Source organism: Longinema margulisiae, assembly GCF_025266855.1.
Taxonomy (GTDB): domain Bacteria; phylum Spirochaetota; class Brevinematia; order Brevinematales; family Thermospiraceae; genus Thermospira.
In genome coordinates this window covers 148,937-173,347 of sequence record NZ_CP053071.1, presented here as the reverse complement: position 1 = coordinate 173,347, position 24,411 = coordinate 148,937, and the positions used below count along the sequence as shown (strand labels likewise).

Below are 24,411 nucleotides of genomic sequence, written 5' to 3'. Positions count from 1 at the left end.
GGTATGGTGAAACGCTTTTTTGTGGTTTTCTGGATAGGGGGTATGCTCTCTCAGGGATGGGGGGATGGGGAGATTTCTCAGGTATTTTTTGAGCCTTTTTTTGTCCCCGAAGTGTACAAGATTACCCAGGCGCAGGTGGCGTTGAATGGGGAGGTTTTTCGTCTTTTGCGATTCATAGGGACAGGAAATGGAAGATATTTTTTGGCAGTAAATGAAAACTCTTTGGATTCTCTTCTTGTGCCAGAAAACAGGGGGTTGAGAGCAACCAATGTCTCCAATACCCTGTATGAACTTCTTCTTCAGAGAATGCTTCTCCAGAAGACTCCTCTTGGTCATGCCATGGAGGGTGGGAGGGTTTGTTCTTCTGCTCTCACGTTAGTCCTTACGACGGACCTTTGTCCTACTTCAAAGGCGATGAGCAGGGAGTTTTTTTTGGCCTTAGAAGAAACATCTTCTTTTACAGGACAACCTCTTCCTGTGGTGGTATTTTTTTCCGGGAAATGGATTATCACCCATACCAATGATTTAGCCTGGTTAAAACAGCGCAGGTTGAAGGTAGTGGCAGGAAATCATACGTATGCCCATCATATTTATTCCAATCAATGGACAAGAAAGGACTTGATCGCTGAAATCACCAATACCGAGGTAGCCATGCTCTCTCATGGGATTCTTCCCTCGATATGGTTTCGTTTCCCTGGTCTTCGTTATCATCCCGATGAAATACAGGTCCTTGGAGAATTGGGAGTGATAGCGCTCGATACCACCATCTGGATTGGACAGAAAAGGATGCCTCGCTGGGCGGTGGTGCTTTCCCATGCCAATGGCACTCAGCCCGTTGAGGTGAATCACCTGAAACGATTCCTCTCTACCAACACCAATGCCTTTTTGCAGGGCAAAATACGTTTTGCTGATATGACTTCCTATGGGCGGGAGTTTATGGCTGTCTCTGGGAAGCCCCGGCTTTTAGTTTCTTCTGGAAGTACTCGATAGTGGCTTTGAGACCTTCCCGTACGGGAACCTGGGGAGACCAGTTGAGTTCTTTTTTTGCCAAGGTAATATCAGGGCGGCGTTTTTTGGGATCGTCTTCTGGAAGAGGGAGAAACTCAAGAGAAGAACGGCTTCCGGTGAGTTCAAGGACTAAGTGAGCCAGTTCTTTCATGGTATATTCTTCCGGGTTACCAAGATTGACGGGGCCTGAGAAATTCTCTTTCATGGTCATGCGGTAGATTCCCTCGACAAGGTCAGAGACATAGCAGAAACTTCGGGTTTGTGAGCCATCTCCATAAATGGTGAGGGGTTTTCCCTGAATGGCCTGAACAATGAAATTTGAGACCACCCTTCCGTCATTTTCAAGCATGCGAGGTCCATAGGTATTGAAGATGCGGATGATTTTGGTATCAAGCCCGTAAAAGCGTCTATAGTCCATGGTGAGAGTTTCGGCAATTCGTTTGCCCTCATCATAACAACTCCGGATCCCAATGGGATTCACATTTCCCCGGTAGGATTCACTCTGGGGGTGAACTTCCGGATCTCCATACACCTCACTGGTAGAAGCCATAAGAAAACGAGCGTTGTTTTTTCTTGCCAGTTCAAGAAGGTGAAAAGTCCCTTCAAAACTGGTACGAGCTGTGTAGATGGGATCTTTTTGATAGTGTGGGGGAGACGCAGGGCAGGCAAAATTGAGAATGATTTCACACCTCATATCAAGAGGGTTCAGGATGGACTCTTCTATGAAATGGAAATGGGGGTTGGCTTCAAGATGAATGATGTTTTCTCGTGTGCCAGTGTAAAGGTTGTCCACACAGAAAACCTCATACCCCTCATCTAAAAATCTCTCACAAAGATGACTTCCAATAAACCCAGCACCGCCGGCAATAAGTACGCGTTTCATAGGAACCTACTTCGTTTCGTTCATGCGGTCAAGGACTTTGCCTTTACCCACAGGGAAATACCGGAAGTTATGCTTTATCATCTCTTCGGCGGGGAAGAGGTTTCGGCCATCGATCACCACAGGAAGCTTCATCTTTTCGTAGATAGTCTTGAGCGGGATTTTCTTGAATTCCGCCCATTCGGTAACTAAAAGAAGCCCTTCAACATCCTGAATGGCCTCAAGGGGGGTGAGGGCATAATGCACCCGGTCCGAAGGAGGAAAAAGCTTCTGGAAGTTTTCCATAGCCGCCGGATCATAAAGGTGGAGAATTACCCCTGCATCAAGGAGTTCCTGGGCAATCTTGATAGCCGGAGCTTCTCTGATATCGTCGGTATTGGGTTTGAAAGCGAGTCCCCACATAGCAATGTGCTTGTTTTTGAGGATCCAGATTTCTTCTTTGAGGATCTCTACCATTCGATGGAAACGCTTGGTATTGAAGGTATCCACGGCTTCTAAAATAGAGGCTTCGACACCATGTTGTTCCATCACATGGATAAAAGCCTTCACATCCTTGGGAAAACAACTTCCCCCGTATCCTATACCGGCATTGAGGAAGGCCCTTCCGATGCGCTTATCAAGTCCCATGCCTTCCGCTACCAGACTCACATCAGCCCCCGTTTTTTCACAGAGGTCAGCAACCATGTTGATAAACGAAATCTTGGTGGCAAGGAAGGAGTTAGAGGCGTATTTAATAATCTCTGCACTCGAAGGGTCAGTGACAAGGATCTTGTCTTTGAATGGCTCATACAGCTGGATCATCAGGTTCTTTGCCTCATCTGTTTCCACTCCGATAACCACACGATCCGGGTGCATAAAATCGTGAATAGCATCACCTTCTTTGAGAAATTCAGAATTGACCACAAAGTCGAATTTGGCCTGTGATTTGTTGTACAGCCTCGTAATATTTTTGAGCCGCTTGTGAGTCCCCACAGGCACAGTACTTTTTTCTACAATAATCTTGTAGGCTCCATGGGGGGTATTTTCGGCTATCTCTCGAACAGCAGTCTCTACCTGAGAAAGGTCAGCAGAACCATCGGGAAGGGGTGGAGTACCCACACAGATGAAGATAATATCCGAATCATGGAGCATCTCTGTGATGACGTCCGTGAAACGTATTCGCTTGGCTGCAAGGTTTTTGGTGAGAAGTTCCTCAAGCCCTGGTTCATAGATGGCAGATTTGCCTTGTCTGTAGAGAGCGAGTTTTTTCTGGTCCACATCAAAGCAGACCACCTGATGACCCATCTCGGCAAAACAGACACCAGAGACGATTCCTACATACCCTGTTCCGATGATCCCAACCCTCATATTTCCACCTTTCAAATATTCTATATATAATATATTTCAGGTATCAATTAAACAAGTTTCAGGATATCCTGCACACGGTCTGTCTTTTCCCATGGGAATTCTTCTCTTCCGAAATGGCCATAGGCGGCTGTTGCCTGGTAGATAGGTCGGCGAAGGTCTAAGGTTTTGATGATACCAGCCGGGGAGAGATCAAAGACCTTGGTAACCATATCAGCGAGTTTCTCGTCAGGCACCTTTCCTGTTCCGTAGGTATCCACCATCACAGAGATGGGGAAAGGAACCCCAATCGCATAGGAAACCTGAATCTCACAACGTTCACAGAGTTCACTGGCCACGAGGTTTTTGGCAACATAGCGGGCCATATAGGCAGCGCTTCTATCGACCTTTGTGGGATCCTTGCCACTAAAGGCGCCACCGCCGTGTCGCCCCATACCACCATACGTATCCACAATAATCTTGCGGCCGGTGAGACCCGTGTCGCCATGGGGACCACCTATTACAAAGCGCCCCGTGGGGTTAATGAAGTACTTGGTATTGGCATCTAAAAGACCGGTTGGTTCAAGAATGGGTTTAATCACCCTTTCAATGAGTTCGTGTTTGAGATCCTCATACGAGATAGTCTCATCATGCTGGTGGGAAAGAACCACGGTGTGAACACGAACGGGTTTATGTCCTTCATATTCCAACGTCACCTGGCTTTTGGAATCAGGACGAAGCCAGGTGAGTTCTCCACTCTTTCGGAGTTTGGAGGCGTACATCAGGATTTTGTGGGCATACATGATAGGGGCGGGCATGAGTTCTGGGGTTTCCCGACAGGCAAAGCCAAACATCATTCCCTGATCTCCTGCTCCCTGTTGCCCCTTGAAAAGCCCTTCTCCAGAAACACCCTGAGAGATATCTGGTGACTGGCTATGGACAGTATTGATAACGGCCATAGATTCGTAGTCAAGGCCGAATTCTGGTCGGGTATATCCTACTTTTTTGGCTACACCGCGGGCTACTTCTTGGAAATCCACATACGTGGAGGTAGTGATTTCTCCACCGATAAGCACCATGCCTGTAGTAGTAAACACTTCACAGGCTACACGAGAATTTGGGTCGTCCCGTAAACAGGCATCGAGTACCGCATCAGAAATCTGATCGGCAAGTTTATCAGGATGACCTTCACTGACAGACTCAGAGGTGAAAAGGTAGCGTTTACTACTCATAGAGGACTCCTTTCTTTAAGTAATTCGAGATATATATTATACACTTTTCTCTTTTTTTCTGCAAACTTTTGAAAAAAGGAAAAGTTTGGGTGAGATGAAGTTCAGCACTTCCAAATCTTGACTTTTTTGGTGTTTACTGTTAAAGTAATAGAGACAAGGAGAGGATATGGCGCAGTTAAAAAATATCCTTGAGGATATCGTGTGGCATAGAATTGAGGAGATGGAAGAGGCCAAGGCTGGTATTCTCTCACCTACGCAAAAGGTGGAAATGACGGCGTATGTTTTGAACAGGATGCGGCCTCTTTATACCACCAGCAGTCGTGGTTTTGTGTATATGATTCAGAAATATGAGAGTGATCCGCAGTTTCTGGCTGATATCTGGGTTCTTCTTTCGCAGGCTCTCAAGATTGTCCAGCGATCTGGCGAGGGAGAGAAAACTCCCCAGCATGTTTTGCAAGAAGGGAAGGCGTATTATTTTTTTCCGAAGATCTATGGGAGGGTATTAGAGGGACGGACGATGGCCCCCATAGAGGATGGAGAGGTGAGTCTCTTCTTGGAAGAAAAGCTTGTCCCGAGTTATTATGTCAAATGGTACAATCCCTACCATATCAAGCCCGATGAGGGGGGATGGTATGCTTTTGCGCCTCTTCCCGAGGAAGCACAGAATACCAGCGAAAGAGAGTTTATCTTTGCTATTCAGGTGAATACCTTCTCCAAAAGGCATCAGTATTCGTTTTCGCTCAGGGTTGCTCCAAGGGTATGGAAGTCGGGCGATGAGGTGTTTGAAGAGATGTTTGAGGTTCCGGATATATACGTATAAAGGAGGCTGAGAGATGGAAAAAACCTTTTCTCCGTGGCTTTTGATAGGGTTTATAGTGGTTCTTTTAGTCGTTGTGCTTGTCGTTCCTCAGGCGGTATGGGTGTCCCTTTCTATGGGGTTGTAGGGTGTTTTTGGTATGCCAGAAGAAGTCACGTTTTTTTCCAAACAGGAGATTACCTGTCCTGTATGCGGGACAAATTTTCGTAGAGAGGAGCTTCTCACGGGGAGAGGAAGGCTCAATGCGGGAAAACTTACAGAGGAGCTTCGACGTCTTTATATTCCCACGCAGAAGTATGGAACTATCAATCCGCTGATTTATCCCATCACGGTTTGTCCCAATTGTCTGTATGCTTCTGCTGACGAGGATTTTGAGAAACTTCCCCCCAAGGTGATTCCACAGGTGGCGGAGTACAGGGATGTGAGAGCCAAATATCTTGTGAAGCTTTTTGGGCGTATTCCGGATTATACGCAGAGGCGGGATTTGGTGGCGGGGGTGGGGAGTTATATTTTAGCTATTTCTTCCTATGGTTTTTTTGAACCAAGAAAATTTTCTCCCACCATCAAGAGGGGTATTTATTCCCTTCGGACGGCGTGGCTTATGAAGGATCTGTACCAGGAAACCAAGGATGATCGTTATCAGGAACTCTCTGAAATTTTTTATAAAAAGGCAGCAGAATTCTATGAAGCCGCTATGGAGAGACAGGCTAAGGCCATAGAACCCCTTGAATCCTGTCGAAATCTTGGTCCTGATACTGACCATAATTATGGGTATCAGGGGGTTCTCTATATCTTGGGAATGCTGAAGTACAAAATGAGTATTTATATAGAAGACCCCTACCAGAAAATCAAGGTATATGAAGAAGTGAAGCGAATTTTGAGTAAGGTATATGGCCTTGGAAAGAAGAAGAAGGATACTCCGGAGGTTCTTCTCAATCTTTCCCGTGAGGTAAGGGACAAAATAAATGCAGAATTGGCTACCTTGGAAACCCAGTTAGGGATTCAAACGGATCATTCTATGGATGGAGAGGAGTGATGCGTTTGAGAAAAGGTGTGCTCTTTGTCGTATGTCTTGGGCTTTTTCTGCCTTTCTGGGGGCAGATCTCAGAGGTGGAAAGGCTTTCGCTTGGTCGTCAGGCCTATGAGAAGGAAGCCTATTTAGATGCCTTGGATTATATCCGCACGGTTTTGAAAAACAATCCTTCCTATGGGGATGCGTATCGGTATTTAGCGATGGTGTATTACGCCCTGGAACAGTATCAAGAGGCCTTGGAGGCGACGCAGAAGGCTCTGCGTTACAATCGACAGGACACAGAAAGCAGTATTCTCATGGGGAACTGTTATCGGGAACTCAAGGAATATACCAAAGCCGAAAAGGTCTATCAGGATATCCTGAAACAATATCCGGCCATGGCTTCTGCTCATAGAGAACTTGGTATGCTTTATCTGAGGCAGAATAGGCTTTCCCTTGCGTATCAATCCCTTCAGCGGGCCTTACGGTATGATGCTGAGGACTGGCAGAATGTGATTGCCTTAGGGAAGTATTATGAGGTGAAAGGGAATATGAGGGAAGCTGAAGCATCGTTTGCCAAGGCGCTTCGGATGGAACCACGCAGGCGGGAAACTCATTTGGCTTTGGGGGAATTTTATTTTCAGGCAGGAAGGTATGAAGAGGCCATTGAGGTTCTTCGCAGGGCGGTGGATCTTTTCGATCATTTTGTTTCCGGCAGACAAGTCCTCGGTGATGCCTATCTTGCCCTTGGAATGGAGAAGGAAGCGATCAAGCACTATGAGTGGTTAGAAAACGAGCGAGTCTATCATACTCCTGAGTCTTTGGCAGAGCTTGCCTACAAAATGGCCCTTGCGTATGGGCGGATGAAAGAAAGTCGCGCTATCGACTACTACAAAAAAGCCCTTGAGTTGGTTCCAAAATACGAGTTGTATGAATTTGGGTATCAGGAGTACCTTCGTATCAATGAGGAAGTAGGAAGTGAAGAGAGGGTGGCTGAAGCCGCGCGACTCTATGAGAAGGCAAAGAAAACAAAAACCTCCGGCGATCTCAAGCGCTATTTTGTGTTTCTTCGTCGAGCTATAGGCATCGATCCCTATCTCAAAGAAGCCCGTTTTGATCTGGTGTCTTTTTATGAAGAAAAGGGGATGTGGGCGGAGGCCTATGAGGAACTTCTGGTACTCAAGCGTTTTTATTCTGATGTGAAAATAAGGGATAAGCTTTCTCGTTATGAGTGGCGAATAGCCAGAAAAGAGATGGTGGTTGATAAACCTGTGAGGCATATCTATCAGGGATACGTCGTGGTCGAGAGTGATTTTCTCAATCTTGCGGAGGTGTATCAGAACGTTTTTTTGGAGTATAGCAAATTTTTTGGTAAATTTAAGTTTTTCGGGGGAGATATCCGACAATCAAACAGCACAAAAGATCTTTTGTCCCTTCTTCGGAAAGAAGGACTCGGGTTTTTTGTGCGAATTGGGGTGAAGAAAGGTCAGGATATCGTCCAGGTTGAGATTGTGGATGGCAACAATACGACGATAGCGATGAAGACCTTCCCCTTTGATGAGAAGAATATGGGAGAGAATATCTGGAGAGTGGCGAGCTGGCTTGATGAGGTTTTCCCGGATATTTATCTTGTGAAGAGGGTAGAAACCAGAAGTCAGTATGTGCTGGCCGCGGGTTCTCTCCAGGGGGTGAAGATGGGCGAACGGTGGGTAGGTTTTGAACGGCGAACGGGTGAACCGCTTCTTCGGGTGGTGGTGAAAAAGGTGAGTGAGAATGAGAGTCTTCTGGAAGCGGTGGCAAAAGAGAGCCGATTGGACTATGATGAAAAAGAGAGGCTTTATTTTATTCGTGAAAAAGATTTTGAGCAAAAAGACTTGACAAAATTAAAATTTATCTTAGGATATTAGGGTGAGATTTGAGGAGGCTTTGCATGCAGCTTGATCTCTACTTTGGGGTACCGCTGGTTATTGCCTTTTTCTTTGCGCTTGTCATGGCGGTTCAGGCACGAAGCTACAAAGAGAGACTATTCCAGTTTCTGTTCTGGTTTTTTACCTTTGTTTTTGTCAAGTCCCTTTTGTATAGTGTGATCGGGCTTCTTGATATTGAATTTGTGAAACAGCAGGTGGGTATTTCAAATATCGAACAGACCGTTCCTAATCCAGCCTATGTGAACTTTTACAATTGGCGATATCTTCTCTGGCATGTGTTTGAAACAGGTGTTGTCGTGTTTGTGGCGAGGTTTTTTATTCTTGAAAAGAGGGAAGCAGAACGGAAAAAAACCAAGGCAATACGAATTTTCTTCACTACTCAGATTGTTCTTCTTGTGCTATCGCTTCTTGGTCTTCTTGTGATTGGCTTGAGTCAGGCACGTCAGGGCTTCAGTCTCGGAAGTGAGTTTTTGGATAGGTTTTTTCTCGGGTTTGCGGGGAGAGCGTTTCTCTCTCTCTGGCGGGTGGGACTTCTTATCTGGATGTGGCTCAGCCTTGGTTCTATCTATGGTTATACGATTGACCTTCTGAAACCAATCTATCGCTATCGTCCGCTTCTTCTTGCCTATATTGTGGAGGAGATGCTCTTCCATCTTTTCTCGATGTTAGTGGCTTTTTATCAGATGCCGGGATGGCTTGTGCTTTCCTGGGTTGGCGTGATAGCCATGGCGGTATTTTCCTTTGGGGTTCAGAGAGAGTTTGTGGCAGGTCTTGAAGCCAAGGTAGAAAACCTTGACAAGGAAAAGGATATTATTATCCAACTCATGCGTGACATCAGTGCGGTGGTGGGTTCTGGAGAACTGGAACTGGATGTAGTGATCAAGCGTATTGTGGATGCGGCTGTGAGGGGTACCAATGCTCGTGGTGGGGCTATTCTCCTCAAGGATCCGGTGACCAACAGGCTGCAGGTGAAGTATGTCAGTGGGGTGTATCCCCCAACCAAGCCCTTCAAGGTCGGCGATGGCATGACAGTGACGGAATCCATGCTGATTGAAAAATTCAAACTGGAACGGATTGCGGTAGGAGAAGGGCTTTTGGGTCAGGTGCTTGAAGAGGGAGAGCCTATCTATATTCCGGATGCGGTTCGCTCCAGCCGGTATGTACAACCTGTACCGGACTATCTCATGGTGACGTCTTTTATTGCGGTTCCCCTGAAGTCAAGAGACAATGTCTTTGGTGTGCTTACCGTGATTGATGATGCGAGGTCTTTTCTTGCCAATGACCTGAGTCTTGTGGAAACCCTGGCAGAACAGGCCGCTATTAACATCCAACAGATCCAGATGTACCAGGAAGTGCTTGAGAAGAAACAGGCAGAGAAAGAGATAGGTGTGGCAGGAGAGATTCAGAGTTCTCTCATTCCCCATAGTTTTCCTGATACTGATAAATATGAACTCTACGGGTTTTCTATCCCGGCGAAGGGAGTGGGTGGTGATTATTATGATTACATTGATTTTGGTAATAATAAGATTGCGCTCACCATGTTTGATGTATCGGGAAAGGGTGTGCCTGCCGCTCTCATCATGGTGATGATTCGAAGTATTCTCAGGACGATTGCTTCTTTGGATGCGGAAACAAAGCATATTCTTGAACGGCTCAATAATACCATTGCCCAGGAGATTGTTGAGGATAGGTATGCGACAGGGTTTTATCTCCTCTATGATGCGGAAAAGGGTCTCATGAACTATACCAATGCCGGGCATGGTCCTCTTGTGTTGTATCGGGCTTCGGAGGATACCTTCCATTTCCTGGATACCGAGGGTATGCCGGTGGGTATTATGCCAGAAGTGACGTATGGGCAGGATTTTACTACTCTTGAAAGTGGCGATATTGCCGTACTGTATACGGATGGTATTACCGAGGCTATGAATCTTCAGCATGAAGAATTTGGAATGGAGAGGCTTCAGAATGTGATTCGTACCTATAAGCGTGAATCAGCACGTGAAATTGCCAACAAGATTCTGGAAGAGGTGAATCGCTTTGTGGGGAATGCGCCCCAGCATGATGATGAAACCCTCTTGATTTTGAAAGCAAAATAGGCTATAATATAAGAGAGAAAAATTGGAGGAGGCCGGTATGGAGATAAACCGCAGAGAAACAGGGGATGTGGTTATTTTTGACATCAAGGGTGAGATTGACCTGTACAATGCTCCTGAGATCAAGGAGAAGATCAAGGATGAGATCAATAAGGGCAAGGTCAATATCATCATCAATTTAGACAAGGTGAGCTACATTGATAGTTCCGGTATTGGGGTATTGATCTCCAGTTTGTCTAATTTGAAGAAGGTAGGGGGCGCCATGAAGCTTATCAATGTGTATGCCTCTGTACGGAAGGTCTTCGAACTCACCAAGCTTACCAGTTTCTTTGAGATCTACGATAGCGAAGCAGATGCCCTCGCCGCTTTCAAATAAGCGGGTGATTTTTCATTCCCTGAGGCTTTCTTTTTGAGATGAAAAAAAGGCATGGGCTATTCCGTGCCTTTTTTGTATTATAGACAAGAGGAGAAAAATGGGAGATCTTTTCAAGGGAAAGGGGGTAGCGATTATTGGAGGAGGGGTGCTTCAACTCCCGGTGATTCGTCGGGCAAAAGACTTGGGTGCCTACGTGGTAGTGGTGGATCGGAACCCAGAGGCTCCCGGGGTGAAAGAGGCAAGTACCTACGTGCCGGCCAGTACTCTTGATGCAGAGGTGGTCTCAGAAGCCCTTGTTCAGGTCAGTCGGGAAAAACATCCTCTTCATGCCGTGCTTACTGTGGGAACAGATGCTTCTTATACCGTGGCTTTGAGTGCCCAAAAGCTTGGAGTGCCAGGTATTGATCCGGAGGTGGCCCGTCGGGCAACGGATAAGCATCTCATGCGGCAGACTCTTCGGCAGGCGAGGGTTCCAGTTCCTGATTTTGAGATGGTGGAAAGTTATGCTAAGGCTTTAGAGGTGTTTGAGAGGTTGGGTGGGGATTGTGTGGTCAAGCCGGTGGATAATATGGGTGCGAGGGGGGTCCGGCGTGTTTCCACCCTTGAGGATTTGAAGGAAGCATGTGATTTAGCCTTTCGTTATGCAAGAAGTGGTCGTATCTTGATAGAACAGTATATTGATGGGGTGGAATTGAGCATAGATGCTTTGGTGGTAGAGGGGGAGATTTTTATCACAGGGGTAGCGGATCGGATTATTGAATATGCCCCCTATTTTGTGGAGACAGGGCATATTCTTCCTTCGCAAATGCCCCAGGAGGTTATTCTTTCAGGGCTTGAGGTTTTTCAGCGAGGGGTGAAGGCTCTTGGGATCACGTTGGGGGCGGCCAAGGGGGATATCAAGGTAACACCAACCGGCAGTTTTGTAGGAGAGATTGCGGCCCGTCTTTCCGGTGGATTCATGTCAACGCATACCTATCCTTATGCGACGGGTATCGATCTGATGGAAAATATTTTGCGTATTCATTTAGGGATGGGGATAGGGGATGTGAAACCAAAAAGGGACTATGTTTCTATTGAGAGGGCGATCATTCCTTCGCCGGGTGTGGTGGAAAGGATTGCAGGGGTGGAAAAAGCCCTTTCTCTTCCGTATGTGAAGGATGTCTTTGTTGATGTAAAGATAGGGGACAGGATTCGTGAACCACAAAATAATCTTGATAAAGCGGGTCATGTGATTGTTTGTGCTCCTACCTATCAAGAGGCTCTTCATGCTTCTCATCAGGCCGTTCGTGCCATAGAAGTGAAGACTCGGCCCACGGAAGAAGAAAGTATCAATGTTTCTGTTCTTCTGGAGAGGGCAAGAACTCGTTTCAATGGGCGGTGTTTTGTTTGTCAGGATTGCGATGGGGTGAAATGTCGCGGGATGGTTCCAGGGGTAGGTGGTGTGGGTCTTGGGACAGGATTTACCCGTGCCGTGGAGAGACTTCGCCGCTGGGATGTGATACCTTCGTATATTCATCAGGCAACCATGGTTTCTCTTGAAACCTCTCTTTTTGGTTTCTCTCTTTCTATGCCCGTCTTGCCTTCTCCCATTACAGGGGCTATTACGAATCTCGGAGGGGCTATCTCTGAACTCGAGTTAGCACGGGCTATGGTGAAGGGGGCCAATCACGCGGGACTTTTAGGAACGGTTGGTGATGGGGCAACGCCCACCAAATACCGGATTGGGATAAAGGTGATTCTGGAGAATTTTGGGCTTGCTATTCCGTTTTTTAAGCCCCGGATGGACAGGGGGATGATTGTGGAGAGGCTTTTGGCTGCAGAAGAGGCCGGGGCTGTGGCTGTGGGTATGGATATTGACGCCGCTTCTTTTGTGACCATGGAGATGAAAAAGCAATCGACGGTGACGAAAAGTGTCGAAGAACTCGCCGACCTGATAGGGGTGGTGAAGGTTCCCTTTATTCTCAAGGGTATCCTTTCTCCTGTGGACGCAAAACTTGCTCAAGAGGCGGGGGCAGCTGCTATTGTGGTTTCTAATCATGGGGGCAGGGTTAGTGATGCGACTATAGCCCCTGTGGATGCTCTTCCCGTCGTGAGGGAGGCTGTGGGGTGGGATTTTCCTGTGATCTTAGATGGGGGGATCCGAAGTGGATGGGATGTGGTAAGGGCTCTTGCGCTTGGGGCAGATATGGTGATGATTGGCCGACCGGTGATGATCTATGCGGTGGGTCAGGGAGTGGCCGGCGTGAGGTATTACTTTGATACTCTCAGAAACGAACTTGCCAAGGCTCTTTCCCTGGTCGGCGTTGATGCTGTGGAAAAAATCAAAGGGAAAAGGGACATACTTTATGAAAGATTATAATCAGGCGCTCAAAGTAGCCCTGAAGGCAGCATGGCTCGGGGGCAAGGTTATCAAAGAGGGGTTTTCTCTTCCCAAGGAGATTCAATTCAAGCGGTTTGCTGATCCGGTGACGGAGTATGATAGGCGTGCGGAAGAGGTTATTGTGGAGACGCTTGTACGGTGGTTTCCTGAGGCATCCGTTCTCACAGAGGAGATGCTTTCAAGGGAAGGGGAAGCGGATTTGCGCTGGATTGTCGATCCACTTGATGGGACGGTGAATTTCACTCACCAGATTCCCTTTGTGTGTGTGTCGATCGGGCTTGAGGTTTCAAAGGAAGTAGTGGTGGGGGTTATCTACAATCCGATTTTGAATGAAACCTTCTGGGCGGTCAAGGGACAGGGGGCATTTCTCAATGGGAAACCTGTTCGGGTATCTCCCATCGGCGATATTGGGAAGGCGTTAGTGGTGACAGGGTTTCCCTATGAACGGGAGGGCAGGATAGAAGAGGTGATGAAACCACTTCCTGCGTTAGTGAGGGATTTTGAGGGGTTTCGTCGTCTTGGTTCAGCGGGAATGGATCTTGCCTATGTGGCCTGTGGGCGTTTTGAGGCCTTCTACGAAGAGAATCTCAAGCCCTGGGATACAGCCGCAGGAATGCTTCTTGTGAAGGAGGCAGGTGGAAGGGTGACTAACTACAGGGGTGGAGAGTTTACCCCCTTTGACAAGCATATTGTGGCCACCAATGGGCTTGTTCACGAGAAGATGCTTGAGATTCTTTCAACAGTGAATCTCATAGAAGAGAGATAAAAAGCGTTGGGGCTTGATGAGAACATCAGTGCTTTTTACGGGGAATGGCACAGGAACCGGGTGTTGAAAGTGTGTCTTCGTTTTTGAGAAGGTGCTGGTATTCTCTGTGCCTTTTATAAAAAACGACAGCATACGAACAAATGGGGATAACCCTTTTTTGTTGTTCTTCCGCCCATTTTGAAAGGTTTTCTAAAAGATGAGCGGCAATTCCGTGCCCACGAAGATCTGGATGGACATAGGTATGGGTGATGAGGATTTCTCCATCGGGGGAAAAATCATACTCTACAAAAAAGTCTTTTCCTTCGCTACTTCCCTCAAAGCGTCTTTCCACGCTATTGTGAGTGATGATCATGCCTTTACCTCTTCAATACGTTTTATGGTGTTGTCGGCTAAGGAGATGAGAAGGGTGCCTATGGTTTCGTCCCCAACATTGAGTCCATCTGTGGAGATACGGGCTATGGCCGGTATCATCGGAATTTTGGCAAGAACAATCATATCAGAGAGAGAACTGTCGCTTGAGAGCAGATCAATGGGCTTGCCACAGTGAGGACATACGAAATAACTCATGTTCTCTACCAGGCCAATGATGGGAACATGCATAGCCTGTGCCATAGCAATGGATTTTGAGACCACCATGGAGACAACGTCGTGAGGGGTAGTGACCACCACAAGCCCGGAGAGAGGGATCTTTTGCATCACGGTGAGAACAATATCCGCTGTTCCCGGGGGGAGGTCCACTACAAGGTAATCCAGATCCCCCCACACAACCTGTTCCCAGAACTGGACCACAGCCTGATTGAGAAGAGGGGCGCGCCAGATGAGGGGCTGGGTTTCCTCCTGGAGAATGAGGTTCATCGATACTATCTTGATTCCCTGTTGGGTTTCAAAGGGAAGAAGAAAGTTTCCATCAGTCTGGATGGCGCCTTTTTTGAGATTGAAAAGACGGGGAATACTTGCCCCCGTCAGATCAGCATCAAGAACGCCTACTCTGTATCCCTTGAGTTTGAGAGCGGTGGCTAAAAGATAACTCACCGTTGATTTACCTACACCCCCCTTTCCGCTCATGACGCCTATGACGTGTTTGATATTTCCCTTTGGTTGAGAAGAGTTTGACATGGAGTACTCCTTTTGTGTTCTTTCTATAGTATACATACTTTTTTTGTTTTTGGCAAATGTTTATTATGAAAAGGGGTTCAGGGAGAAGGTTATTAGGAAAAATATGCTCAAGAGGGTATTTTCTTTTGTTTTGTCGTTCCACATAGGAAACTGAATACCTATTTCCACATTTCTTAATGAACAGGGAAATAACACGAGAAAGCTCTGTTCTTTCACCCCTTTTTTTTCTGTACCCCACCGGGCCGCTTTTGCGGTTGTGTGTCCTTTGTCGTAAGGGGGAAGTCCTTCCGGAGTGAGGGTGCAGGAGGCACCCGGGGCGACATCTTATGTTGCTTTTTCCCAAAAGCCCACCGAAGCGTAGCCGCGGGGACCCCGCTTTGGCGGGGAATCGGCGGAGCAAGGTGGGCGCTATACTTCCGAAGTCAGGAGGACGAGTTGATGTCGCCCCCGGAGGAAGGACTTCCCCTGGAAGGAGAAGATGTTTTTCTCCTTGCCCGCAAAAGCGGCCCATTGTCCGTCCGAGGCGCATGCGTAGCATGCGACGAGGACAACATCCCTTTTTTTCAGGAGCACTTCGTGGAAAAAGAAAAATGGGTAACAAAAAGAGCCAAAAATTGGAAGAGAAAAGATGGTCGAACGAGTATTCAGTTTTTGTGTGAAGATAACCATTCTGTATGAATGTGGAACGACAGGGTATTTTCTTTTGTTTTTCGTGCAAAAGAGAGGCTTTTTGACAATTTTTTTGTCTTTCGCTATAATGCTATAACCCTTTTTTCAGTGAAAAAGCCCAAGGAGGAGTGGGATGGGTACGTTATTCAGTTTTCTTTTTCCGACCATGGTGTCGGTTTTTCTTATTTTTTACTTTCGGAAAATTGACAAGAAAAACGTGCAATTACAAACACTCAAAAATTTTGTTCAGCATTCTATCCAGGAGATTCAACGTCTTTTTGAAGCCAAACAGAAGGAATTGTACGACAAGACCATCAATCTGGATGTTTCTCTTCAGAAGTTAGATAGGGCTACCCAGTTTATCAACCAGAAATTAGGGGAATTCAAAGACTTCATGGATAAAACCAAACAGCTTGAGAAGAGTCTCGAGATTCAACTCAAGGCAGCCCAGGGCTATGAAAAGGATCTTGCTGCTATGGAAGCGAGAATGGCTCAGTTAGTAGCCTTGGAGCGAGAGATGGAGGAGATGAAGCAGGAGCTTGCAGAGGCCAAGAAACTCACCTCTACCCTTCGCAGTGATATAGATCAATCTCGTGTATGGGCTCAGGACAATGTCAAAGAGATCATGAAGAACACCGAAGCAAGTATTGAGGCTCTTCGGAAACAGATCCAGGAGAGGATACAGTCTTTTCAACTGGAAAAAACCTTTCAGACTATTCAAAATGAGATTCAGCAGAAATCTACCCAACTTCAGCAACTCCTTGCTCAGGTAGAACAGGGGATTCGGGATCAGGAGATGGCAAGCCAGAAAGAAGCCGAGAAGATATTCTCTCAAAACAAGGCTCTTTTTGCCAAACAACTGGAGGTATTTCGGCAGGGAGCAGAGGCTCAGCTTGCGGAGAAGGCAAAGGCTCTTGAGACCCAGTTTCTTGAGGGCATCAAGCGTCTTGAACAGCAGTTCAATGCCTCTGTGAAGGTGATTAACCAGAGGCTTGCTGAGAATGATCAGCAACTGAAAGAGCAGAAAAATGAGATTGGAAAGGAGTTTCAGGGGCTTCGTGAGTCTATCAATAGTGAGATTCAGCGTCTTGCTCAGATAATAGAAACGCAGAAGATGGCCCTTCAGCATATGACGGATGAATATCAGAAGGCTTTGGAATCGAAGACCTCACAGGTGGATGATTACCTTGAGGCATTTAGTGAGAGACTCACCCAGCAGTACGAGGAAGCTCTGGAAAAAGGGAAAGAAGAACTTCTTGCTCTTTCGGATGAAATACGTGAGATGAGTAAGCGTATCGATGGAGTGGATCAACAGTTATCAGGTGAACTGGGAGTTTATCAAGAAAAATGGAAGAAAACTTTTGAGGAAATAAAAACAGAAATAGAAAAAAATATCCTTTCTTTGCGAGAGGAGAATGATCGTTTGGTACGAGAAGGAACAAAAGAAGCAAAATCACTCTGGGAAAAATCGAACGTGGAGTGGCAAAATCGTTTACAGGATCTGAAAACCATGATTCAGCGAGAAATTCAACATTTGTCGCAGGCGATTGAGGAACAAAAAATACGCTTAGGGCGGATTACTGAAGAGTATCAAAAAGCTTTGGAATCGAAGACATCACAGGTGGATGATTACCTTGAGGCGTTTAGTGAGAGACTCACCCAGCAGTATGAGGATGCTTTAGAGAAGGGTAAGGAAGAACTGATTGCCCTTCAGAATGAGGTAAGTGAGATGCAGAGGACAATAGCAAAAGTCCACAAAGAAGTTGGTGATGAACTCTCTGAGAATAGGGATGAGTGGCTTCTCAAGTTGCAGCAGACGGCTGAGGAATGGCAGGCAAAACTCTCTACCACTCGCCATGATGTGGAGAAATCAATTGAAAAGGTTGCTATCGAGTGGCAGGAAAACTGGAAAAAATCTTCGGAAAATTTTGCTTCAAAACTTCAGGAACTTCATCGTCAGCTTGAGCAGACAAGACAGCGGCTTGAGAGCTTTACGGCTTCCAGTGAGCAGAAGATTCAGCAAACGGCCGAAAACCTTTTGGCAAGCCTCATGGCAAAGATAGAAGAAAAAGAAAAGGAAATGATTTCCGTCACAGAAACCTCCTCTGGAAAGGTCAGTCAGTATCTTCGCGCCCTTGAGGAGAATGTGAAAGCCTATCAGCAGCAGATTCAGCAGGTCATGGATACCACCAACAGGGCGCTTCGAGAGGATATTGATTCCATGCAGAGTCGTGTGGTTTCCCTCACCAATCAGAGTAACCAGATAGAAAACCTCTTGCGGGAGATTCTCAACAAGCGCACAAGAGAGATTGATAGTTATCTTGACAAGGTGAGGCAAACCTACCTTGATGATTATCAGGAGCTTTTGGACAAGAGTAAAGGTGAGATTATAGAGCTTGAGGATACCATTCGTGAATTTAGGCAGGATTTGGCTAACCAGCAGAAGACAATGGCTTCTCAATTGAAGTCTGCCTTTGAAGAAGAGGAAAAGCAGTTCTATCAGGCCATAGAAAGGATTCAGCAATCCCTTGACTCGCTCAAAAAAAAGTCAGATCAGGTGGCAGGTGAGGTGGACAGAGAAGTGGCCTCAAAACTTCAGGCTTTTCAGAAGGATCTTGAATCCACCCTCAAATCGTATCTTGAAAAGGCGTCTCAGGACTTTCTTAAGCGAAGGGACGAGTACATGGTGGCCTTTGAGAACCTTGACAAGAGGCTTTCTGAGCAGAGTTCTATTTTTGCCGATATGGAAAAACAGCTTCGTATCCAGCAGAGCCGTGTTGGGGAACTTCCCCAGCAGGTAGAACAGCAGGTGAAGATGCTTTTGAGTCAGCTCTCTGAAGAGGTGAACAAAGCCGTTGAGGCTTCTCGAGGCTCATTAGAGGAGAAAATACGGACTTACTTTGCCCAGGTCGAAAAGGATATGAATCAGTACACCAAACGCTCAGAGGATCTCAAAAATCTGTTGCTTTCTCTTGAGAATCAGGCCGTTCAGGAGTATCAGAAGGATATGGCGGAAATAGAGAATTCTATTTCTCGCAAGATAAGTGTTCTCACGGGCAATATTGAGACCCTCCTGCAGAAGACGAAAGAGGAAGTGGAAACAACGGTTTCTTTGGCCAAAAATAGTGTTACTCGTTTTTCAGAGGAGTTAAAGAGTATTCGAGAGGATTACAAAGAGAGTATTCAGAACGAATACAAAGATCTTGTCAAAAAGCTCAAGGAGATAGAGGCCCGTTATGATGCCTTCCTGAAGAAGACACAACTTCTTGAGAGGGCCGAGGTGGTTGCGGAGAAATCCGAAGAAACTCTGAATACCATCAGAGAAAGTTTCCAGGAGCTGGAAGAAAAGAGACGGGCTCTCACTGATGCCCTTCGAACCCTTGAAGGGGTACAGAAGGAGAGGCGAGAGCTTGATGATATGCTGAATAACCTTCTTCTTCACAAGAAAGAGTCTCTTCAGATGAAAGAGGTAGTGGAAAGGGCGATGGAAAAGGCCAAGGAGACACAGGCGCTTCTTGCCTTTGCCGAGCAGCAGAACAAGAAAGCGGAGGAGATGAAACGTACCCTTGAAGAGGCTATGAAGCTCTACGGGGATCTGCAGGCCAAATTTGCAGACCTTGAAAAGAAGCGGGATATTGTGGTCAAGATTTTGAGTGAACTGGAGGAAACCAAAGAATCGTTTACGTCTGTTCAGGCAAAGCTGAATGATGCCGATCAGAGAATCAGCCTTCTCAATAAGCTTTCGAAAAAACTTGAGGAGGATCTCAAGAACTTTCAGGGTCAGATTATGCAGGTCTTGGGGGATCAGGACAAGATTTTTGCCGCTGCTGATAAGATAGACAACCTTGAGAATATCCTGATCCAGGTAGAAGAGGAAGGAAAGCGTCTTCAGAAGATGCGCTCCTGGGTGGCGGAACTCCAGAACCAGTTGGAGCGCATTCGGGCTTCTCAGGAGGAGGTTGTTCGTGGGTCTCGAGGTGAGGGATCAAAGCCCCAGAGCGATCAGGATACGGTGAAGGCCATCCTGCGTTTGAGAAAAGAGGGATGGAGTGTAGAAGAGATCGCTTCTACGCTCAAGGTTTCGGTAAGCTATGTTGAGTTGGTTCTTGAACGCTACGAAAAATAACCCAAGGAGTGATCATGGTAGATATTCGATTTTTGGTGGAAAATGAAGCCCTTGTGAGGGAGAAACTTCGTTATCGATTGAAGGATATGGCTCTTCTTGATGAAATCATGGCTCTTGATGAAAAGCGAAGGAGTCTTCAGAAAGAGGGAGATGTTCTTCGCAGTGAGAAGAATCAAAAGTCCAAGGAAATAGGGGCTCTCAAAGCAAAAGGGGGGGATGCTTCTGCTCTCATGGCAGAGGTTGGCCGGCTTGGAGAAAGACTCGCAGACCTTGAGAGACAGGAAAGAGAGGTATCGGAAAACCTTACGGCTAAACTCATGATGATTCCCAATATTCCTATGGATGATGTGCCTGTTGGAGAGGATGAGAGTGCCAACCAGGAGATTCGAAGGTGGGGAGAAATTCCTTCTTTTTCTTTTACCCCGCTTTCCCATGATGAGATAGCGGAACGTCTTGGTATTTTGGATTTTGAACGGGGGGCAAAGATTGCGGGAAGTGGTTTCACTCTCTATCGTGGCCTTGGTGCACGGCTTGAGCGGGCGCTTATCAATTTTATGTTGGATACGCATAGAGAAGATGGGTATGAAGAGTATTTTGTTCCTTTCCTTATCAAAGGCAAAAGCCTTGAGGGCACAGGACAGCTTCCCAAGTTCAAGGATGACCTGTATCGTGTAGAGGGAGAGGATCTCTATCTCAATCCCACGGCAGAGGTTCCGCTTACCAACATTTATCAGAATGAGATTCTTGAGGAGAAGGATTTACCAAGGTGGATAACAGCTTATGCTCCAAGCTTTCGTAAGGAAGCAGGAAGTTATGGGAAGGATACCAAGGGGATCATTCGTCAGCATCAGTTTAACAAGGTGGAACTGGTGAAGTTCTGTCGTCCTGAGGATTCCGAAAAGGAACATCAGCAGATGGTGGAACAGGCGCAGAAGATTCTCAAGAAGTTGGGGTTGGCTCATCGGGTGGTGGTACTTTCTCAGGGTGATATGGGCTTTTCGGCGGCAAAATGCTACGATGTGGAAGTATGGCTTCCCGGACAGAATAGGTATCGGGAGATTTCTTCTGTCTCGAACTGCAGGGATTTCCAGGCTCGTCGGGCGCAGATTCGTTTCCGCCGGGAGTCAACAGGAAAGCCCGAGTATGTCCATACTCTCAATGGCTCTGGGCTTGCGGTTGGAAGAACGGTAGTGGCTATCCTTGAGAACTATCAGCAGGCGGATGGAAGTGTGCTTATTCCTGAGGTGCTTCGTCCGTATATGGGTGGTTTGGAAAGGATAACAAAAATTTCTATCTAAAATATTGCTAAAAAAAATTTTTGCCGTATAATATGAGGCGAAAAGACTGTGGGAGGTAGTGTATGCAGTATGAACGCAAAATTGAAAACAACGCCGCCATTTACTGCGTTCATGGCGATTTTACCATTTTTTTCTTGAATAACATCAAAGGTGATATTGAAAAAGATGTGGCCGCTGGCAAAATTTCGTATTTTGTGTTTGACTTCAGTGATGTTCACTATATTGATTCGGCGGCGATTAGCCTGCTTATTATGACGGGGAAGTACAATGATGCCCACGGCCATAAACTCTATATTCGTAGCCCAAAAGATGTGGTGAAACGTATCATTGACAACGCTGAACTCACCTTTGTTGAGTATCAATATTAAAGAGGAAAACGATGAAGATAGTTCTTGCCTATTCTGGGGGTTTGGATACTTCGGTTATTCTTGCGTGGCTCAAGGAACAGTACCATGCTGAGATTATTGCCTATGTGGCAGATGTGGGACAACATGAAGACTGGGAAGCTATCCGGCAAAAGGCTATTCGGACCGGGGCAAGCAAGGTCTATATCGAAGACCTGAAAAAAGAGTTTGTAGAAGAGGCTGTTTTTCCGGCCATCAAAGCCAACGCCACCTACGAATACAAGTACCTGCTTGGCACGTCTCTTGCCCGCCCGATTATAGCCAAGAGACAGGTAGAGATAGCCTTGAAAGAAAAGGCTGATGCGGTGGCTCATGGGGCTACAGGCAAAGGGAACGATCAGGTACGTTTTGAACTCACCTATCGTGCGCTGGCGCCTCATTTGAAGATTATTGCTCCCTGGAAGGAAGACAACTTTTTTACCTCCCGCAGTGAACTCATTGAATTTGCAGAGAAGCACAATATCCCTATTCCTGTCACCAAAGAGAAGCCATATAGTATGGACCCCAATCTCTATCATATCTCGTATGAGGGAGGGGTTCTTGAGGATGTAACCAGGACCTACGATAGTTCTATGTTTGTGATGGGCAAGGATCCCTTTACTGTCCAGGATGAACCGGAAGTGGTTTCTATCACCTTTGAAAAAGGGGTTCCCGTTGCTCTCAATGGTCAGAAGATGGATGGGGTAAAACTTCTGAGAGAGGCCAATACCATAGCCGGGCGTCATGGGGTAGGTGTGGTGGATGTGGTGGAAAATCGCCTCGTGGGGATGAAGTCCCGTGGGGTGTATGAAACACCTGGTGGCACACTTCTTATTGAGGCCCACAAGGCCTTGGAGGCTATTACCCTTGAAAGGGATACTATGCACTATAAACAAATGATAGAACTCAAATTCAGCGAGATGATCTACTATGGTCAGTGGTATCATCCTCTTCGGGTGGCTCTTCAGCGGTTTATCGATACGACACAGGAGGTGGTTTCTGGAACGGTGGAGATGAAACTCTATCGAGGAAATTGTATGGTTGTTTCAAGACAATCTGAACATTCTTTGTATGATACTAATCTTTCTACCTTTGAAGCAGGAAGTAACTACGACCAGAAGGATGCCAAGGGATTTATCAAACTGTTTGGTCTTCCGATGGAGATGTTCTCAAGAAAGAATCCCTGGAAGATATAACGCAAGAGGAAAGGAGATATCAAAAGAGGGAGGCTTTTCTCCCTCTTTTTTTGTATAAGGAGGGAGGAATGAGAAAGAAGTGGTACTTCGTGTGGGGTATTTTTTTAGTCTCTCAGATGGCGTTTGGGCTTACCAATTCCTTGAAGACCTTTTATGTGGGGTTTGAGGTTTCAGAATTACTGCAGAATAATTTTCAAAATCTTGGTTTTCAGAATATGACCTTTCTCTTTGGTCAGGAGGGGTTGGGGAAGAAGGCTCAGTTCGGGTATAGATTTTCTTACATCGGGGTGGAACTCAACGAGAAGCATCTTGCAGAAAATCCTTTTTTAGAAGGGGATACAGAGGGTTTAGATGGAACTCTTCGGGTGCTCAGGGGAGGGCTTGATTGGTTTCCCTGGGTATGGGGTGGAGAGGTTTTTCGTTTTTTTCCTATTGGGAGTGTGACGATAGGGTATACCCAGATTGTTTTCACGAAGGGAGATGTCTATGATCTTCAAACCTTTTCTGTAGGTTCTCAACTTAGGTGTCAGTGGGAAATGTGGAGATGGGTATTTGTAGAGTTTCCCCTTCTGGATGTGGGGATTTCTATGGTGAAGAATCGATCGGCAGGAGGAGAGGTGGCTGGTGTGTCTATTTCCTATCCTGAGTGGGGAGTGATGTTTTTCTGGATCACGGTTGGGGTGAAAGTGAGATGGTGAGGTAAGACGAACGGTTTTTGGAAAATATTTTTATTTTTTGTGGGGCGTGAGAAAAGTCTTTTCTCTTTGAAAACTTGACCAAATTCTTTCTTGCTCTTATCATATAAAGGTCTATTTTTTTCGGGGAAAAAACGAAAAAAGAGGTGCGGAGATGCGGAAATATTATTTAGAGTTTGAGAAACCTATCCAGATGATGGAGGAGAAAATAGCCGAACTCAAAAAGCATCTGGATAGTGATTTTTCTGTTGAGCTTAGGGAAATGGAGCGAAAACTACAGTATATGCTTGAGATGACCTACAAGAATTTGACACCATGGCAGATTTCACTTGTGGCCCGGCATCCAGAGAGACCTATTTTTTCTGACTATAGAGACAAACTTTTTGATGATTTTCTTGAGATTCATGGAGATAGAAATTTTCGAGACGATCCGGCTATTATTACAGGTTTTGCCACCTTGGGCAATTACCGTTGTGTGGTGATAGGTGAGGAAAAGGGAAAGGGAACAAAGGACAAGCTCTATAGAAACTTTGGTATGCCTCAGCCGGAGGGATACCGCAAAGCTTTGCGTGCGATGAAATTGGCTGAGAAGTTTGGGCTTCCTGTGTTAACCTTTGTAGATACGGCGGGGGCGTATCCTGGTATGGAGGGAGAAGAGAGGGGACAGGGTGAGGCTATTGCCAGAAACCTGTTTGAGATGTCAGCTCTCAAAACACAGATTATTGCCACCGTGATTGGAGAAGGGGGAAGTGGAGGGGCTTTGGCTATTGCAGTCGCTGATAGGGTGCTGATGCTTGAGAATGCGATCTATTCGGTGATTTCCCCAGAGTCCTGTGCTTCTATTCTCTGGCGTGATGCCTCCAAGGGACCGAGGGCCGCTGAGGCATTGAAGCTCACAGCCCCTGAACTTTTGAAGTTTGGAGTGATTGATGAGATTCTTCCAGAGCCAATAGGGGGAGCTCATCGTCAGCCGGAGGAAACGATCGCCATTGTTCGGAAGGCTCTTCTCCGGCATTTAGATGAACTGGTGAGAATCAGTATTCCGAAGTTGGTACAGGCACGATATCAGCGTTTCCGTGGGCTTGGAGTAGTTCAGGTCCAGGACTAACAAAG

At 46.4% G+C, this 24,411-nt stretch carries 19 protein-coding genes; 14 read left to right on the top strand and 5 right to left on the bottom strand.

Annotated features, from left to right (window positions below; translation table 11 throughout):
* Window positions 1–6: 6 nt before the first annotated feature.
* Window positions 7–990 (top strand): polysaccharide deacetylase family protein, encoded by a 984-nt coding sequence (locus BREVNS_RS00840; protein ID WP_483427184.1) that lies wholly within the window; start codon window positions 7–9, stop codon window positions 988–990.
* On the opposite strand, the gene BREVNS_RS00835 is transcribed toward BREVNS_RS00840, so the two are convergent.
* The 3 genes from BREVNS_RS00835 to metK are packed head-to-tail and all read right to left on the bottom strand — an operon-like array spanning window position 935 to window position 4,443.
* On the bottom strand, window positions 935–1,891 hold the full coding sequence (locus BREVNS_RS00835; protein WP_483427183.1) for a UDP-glucuronic acid decarboxylase family protein: 957 nt from the start codon (window positions 1,889–1,891) through the stop codon (window positions 935–937). The two genes, BREVNS_RS00840 and BREVNS_RS00835, sit on opposite strands and share 56 nt — an antisense overlap.
* A gap of 6 nt (window positions 1,892–1,897) precedes the next feature.
* On the bottom strand, window positions 1,898–3,235 hold the full coding sequence (locus BREVNS_RS00830) for a UDP-glucose dehydrogenase family protein (protein ID WP_483427182.1): 1,338 nt from the start codon (window positions 3,233–3,235) through the stop codon (window positions 1,898–1,900).
* Window positions 3,236–3,282: 47 nt separating this feature from the next.
* Window positions 3,283–4,443 (bottom strand): methionine adenosyltransferase, encoded by a 1,161-nt coding sequence (metK, locus tag BREVNS_RS00825; protein WP_483427181.1) that lies wholly within the window; start codon window positions 4,441–4,443, stop codon window positions 3,283–3,285.
* Window positions 4,444–4,609: 166 nt separating this feature from the next.
* On the opposite strand from metK, the gene BREVNS_RS00820 reads away from it, so the two are divergent.
* From BREVNS_RS00820 to BREVNS_RS00790, 7 genes are all read left to right on the top strand, one after another.
* Window positions 4,610–5,263 carry a late competence development ComFB family protein gene (locus tag BREVNS_RS00820; RefSeq protein ID WP_483427180.1) on the top strand — a complete coding sequence of 218 codons (654 nt, stop codon included), beginning with the start codon at window positions 4,610–4,612 and terminating at the stop codon, window positions 5,261–5,263.
* Window positions 5,264–5,399: 136 nt separating this feature from the next.
* Complete coding sequence (locus BREVNS_RS00815; protein ID WP_483427179.1) at window positions 5,400–6,296, top strand: DUF2225 domain-containing protein; 897 nt, start codon at window positions 5,400–5,402, stop codon at window positions 6,294–6,296.
* Window positions 6,296–8,179: a tetratricopeptide repeat protein gene (locus BREVNS_RS00810; protein ID WP_483427178.1), complete on the top strand. Its 1,884-nt coding sequence runs from the start codon at window positions 6,296–6,298 to the stop codon at window positions 8,177–8,179. The genes BREVNS_RS00815 and BREVNS_RS00810 overlap by 1 nt, the downstream gene beginning before the upstream one ends.
* Before the next feature lie 23 nt (window positions 8,180–8,202).
* On the top strand, window positions 8,203–10,296 hold the full coding sequence (locus tag BREVNS_RS00805; protein WP_483427177.1) for a GAF domain-containing SpoIIE family protein phosphatase: 2,094 nt from the start codon (window positions 8,203–8,205) through the stop codon (window positions 10,294–10,296).
* Window positions 10,297–10,333: 37 nt separating this feature from the next.
* Complete coding sequence (locus tag BREVNS_RS00800) at window positions 10,334–10,669, top strand: STAS domain-containing protein (RefSeq protein ID WP_483427176.1); 336 nt, start codon at window positions 10,334–10,336, stop codon at window positions 10,667–10,669.
* 97 nt (window positions 10,670–10,766) lie between these two features.
* Window positions 10,767–13,028 carry an alpha-hydroxy-acid oxidizing protein gene (locus BREVNS_RS00795; RefSeq protein WP_483427175.1) on the top strand — a complete coding sequence of 754 codons (2,262 nt, stop codon included), beginning with the start codon at window positions 10,767–10,769 and terminating at the stop codon, window positions 13,026–13,028.
* A complete protein-coding gene (locus BREVNS_RS00790; protein ID WP_483427174.1) occupies window positions 13,015–13,815 on the top strand; it encodes an inositol monophosphatase family protein in 801 nt (266 codons plus the stop codon). The genes BREVNS_RS00795 and BREVNS_RS00790 overlap by 14 nt, the downstream gene beginning before the upstream one ends.
* 25 nt (window positions 13,816–13,840) lie before the next feature.
* Here BREVNS_RS00790 and BREVNS_RS00785 read toward each other — a convergent pair whose 3' ends face one another.
* Window positions 13,841–14,167 carry a GNAT family N-acetyltransferase gene (locus BREVNS_RS00785; protein ID WP_483427173.1) on the bottom strand — a complete coding sequence of 109 codons (327 nt, stop codon included), beginning with the start codon at window positions 14,165–14,167 and terminating at the stop codon, window positions 13,841–13,843.
* On the bottom strand, window positions 14,164–14,931 hold the full coding sequence (locus tag BREVNS_RS00780; protein WP_483427172.1) for an Mrp/NBP35 family ATP-binding protein: 768 nt from the start codon (window positions 14,929–14,931) through the stop codon (window positions 14,164–14,166). The genes BREVNS_RS00785 and BREVNS_RS00780 overlap by 4 nt, the downstream gene beginning before the upstream one ends.
* Window positions 14,932–15,733: 802 nt before the next feature.
* On the opposite strand from BREVNS_RS00780, the gene BREVNS_RS00775 reads away from it, so the two are divergent.
* From BREVNS_RS00775 to BREVNS_RS00750, 6 genes are all read left to right on the top strand, one after another.
* The gene (locus BREVNS_RS00775) at window positions 15,734–19,726 is read left to right on the top strand and encodes a SpiroCoCo family coiled-coil protein (protein ID WP_483427171.1); all 3,993 of its coding nucleotides are present in this window, start codon (window positions 15,734–15,736) and stop codon (window positions 19,724–19,726) included.
* Between the two features lie 14 nt (window positions 19,727–19,740).
* The gene (gene serS / locus BREVNS_RS00770) at window positions 19,741–21,024 is read left to right on the top strand and encodes a serine--tRNA ligase (protein WP_483427170.1); all 1,284 of its coding nucleotides are present in this window, start codon (window positions 19,741–19,743) and stop codon (window positions 21,022–21,024) included.
* Between the two features lie 62 nt (window positions 21,025–21,086).
* Complete coding sequence (locus tag BREVNS_RS00765) at window positions 21,087–21,392, top strand: STAS domain-containing protein (protein ID WP_483427169.1); 306 nt, start codon at window positions 21,087–21,089, stop codon at window positions 21,390–21,392.
* A gap of 11 nt (window positions 21,393–21,403) precedes the next feature.
* Window positions 21,404–22,603 (top strand): argininosuccinate synthase, encoded by a 1,200-nt coding sequence (locus tag BREVNS_RS00760; RefSeq protein ID WP_483427168.1) that lies wholly within the window; start codon window positions 21,404–21,406, stop codon window positions 22,601–22,603.
* Between the two features lie 68 nt (window positions 22,604–22,671).
* Window positions 22,672–23,301 (top strand): hypothetical protein, encoded by a 630-nt coding sequence (locus BREVNS_RS00755; RefSeq protein ID WP_483427167.1) that lies wholly within the window; start codon window positions 22,672–22,674, stop codon window positions 23,299–23,301.
* A gap of 151 nt (window positions 23,302–23,452) precedes the next feature.
* A complete protein-coding gene (locus BREVNS_RS00750) occupies window positions 23,453–24,406 on the top strand; it encodes an acetyl-CoA carboxylase carboxyltransferase subunit alpha (RefSeq protein ID WP_483427166.1) in 954 nt (317 codons plus the stop codon).
* Window positions 24,407–24,411 lie beyond the last annotated feature (5 nt).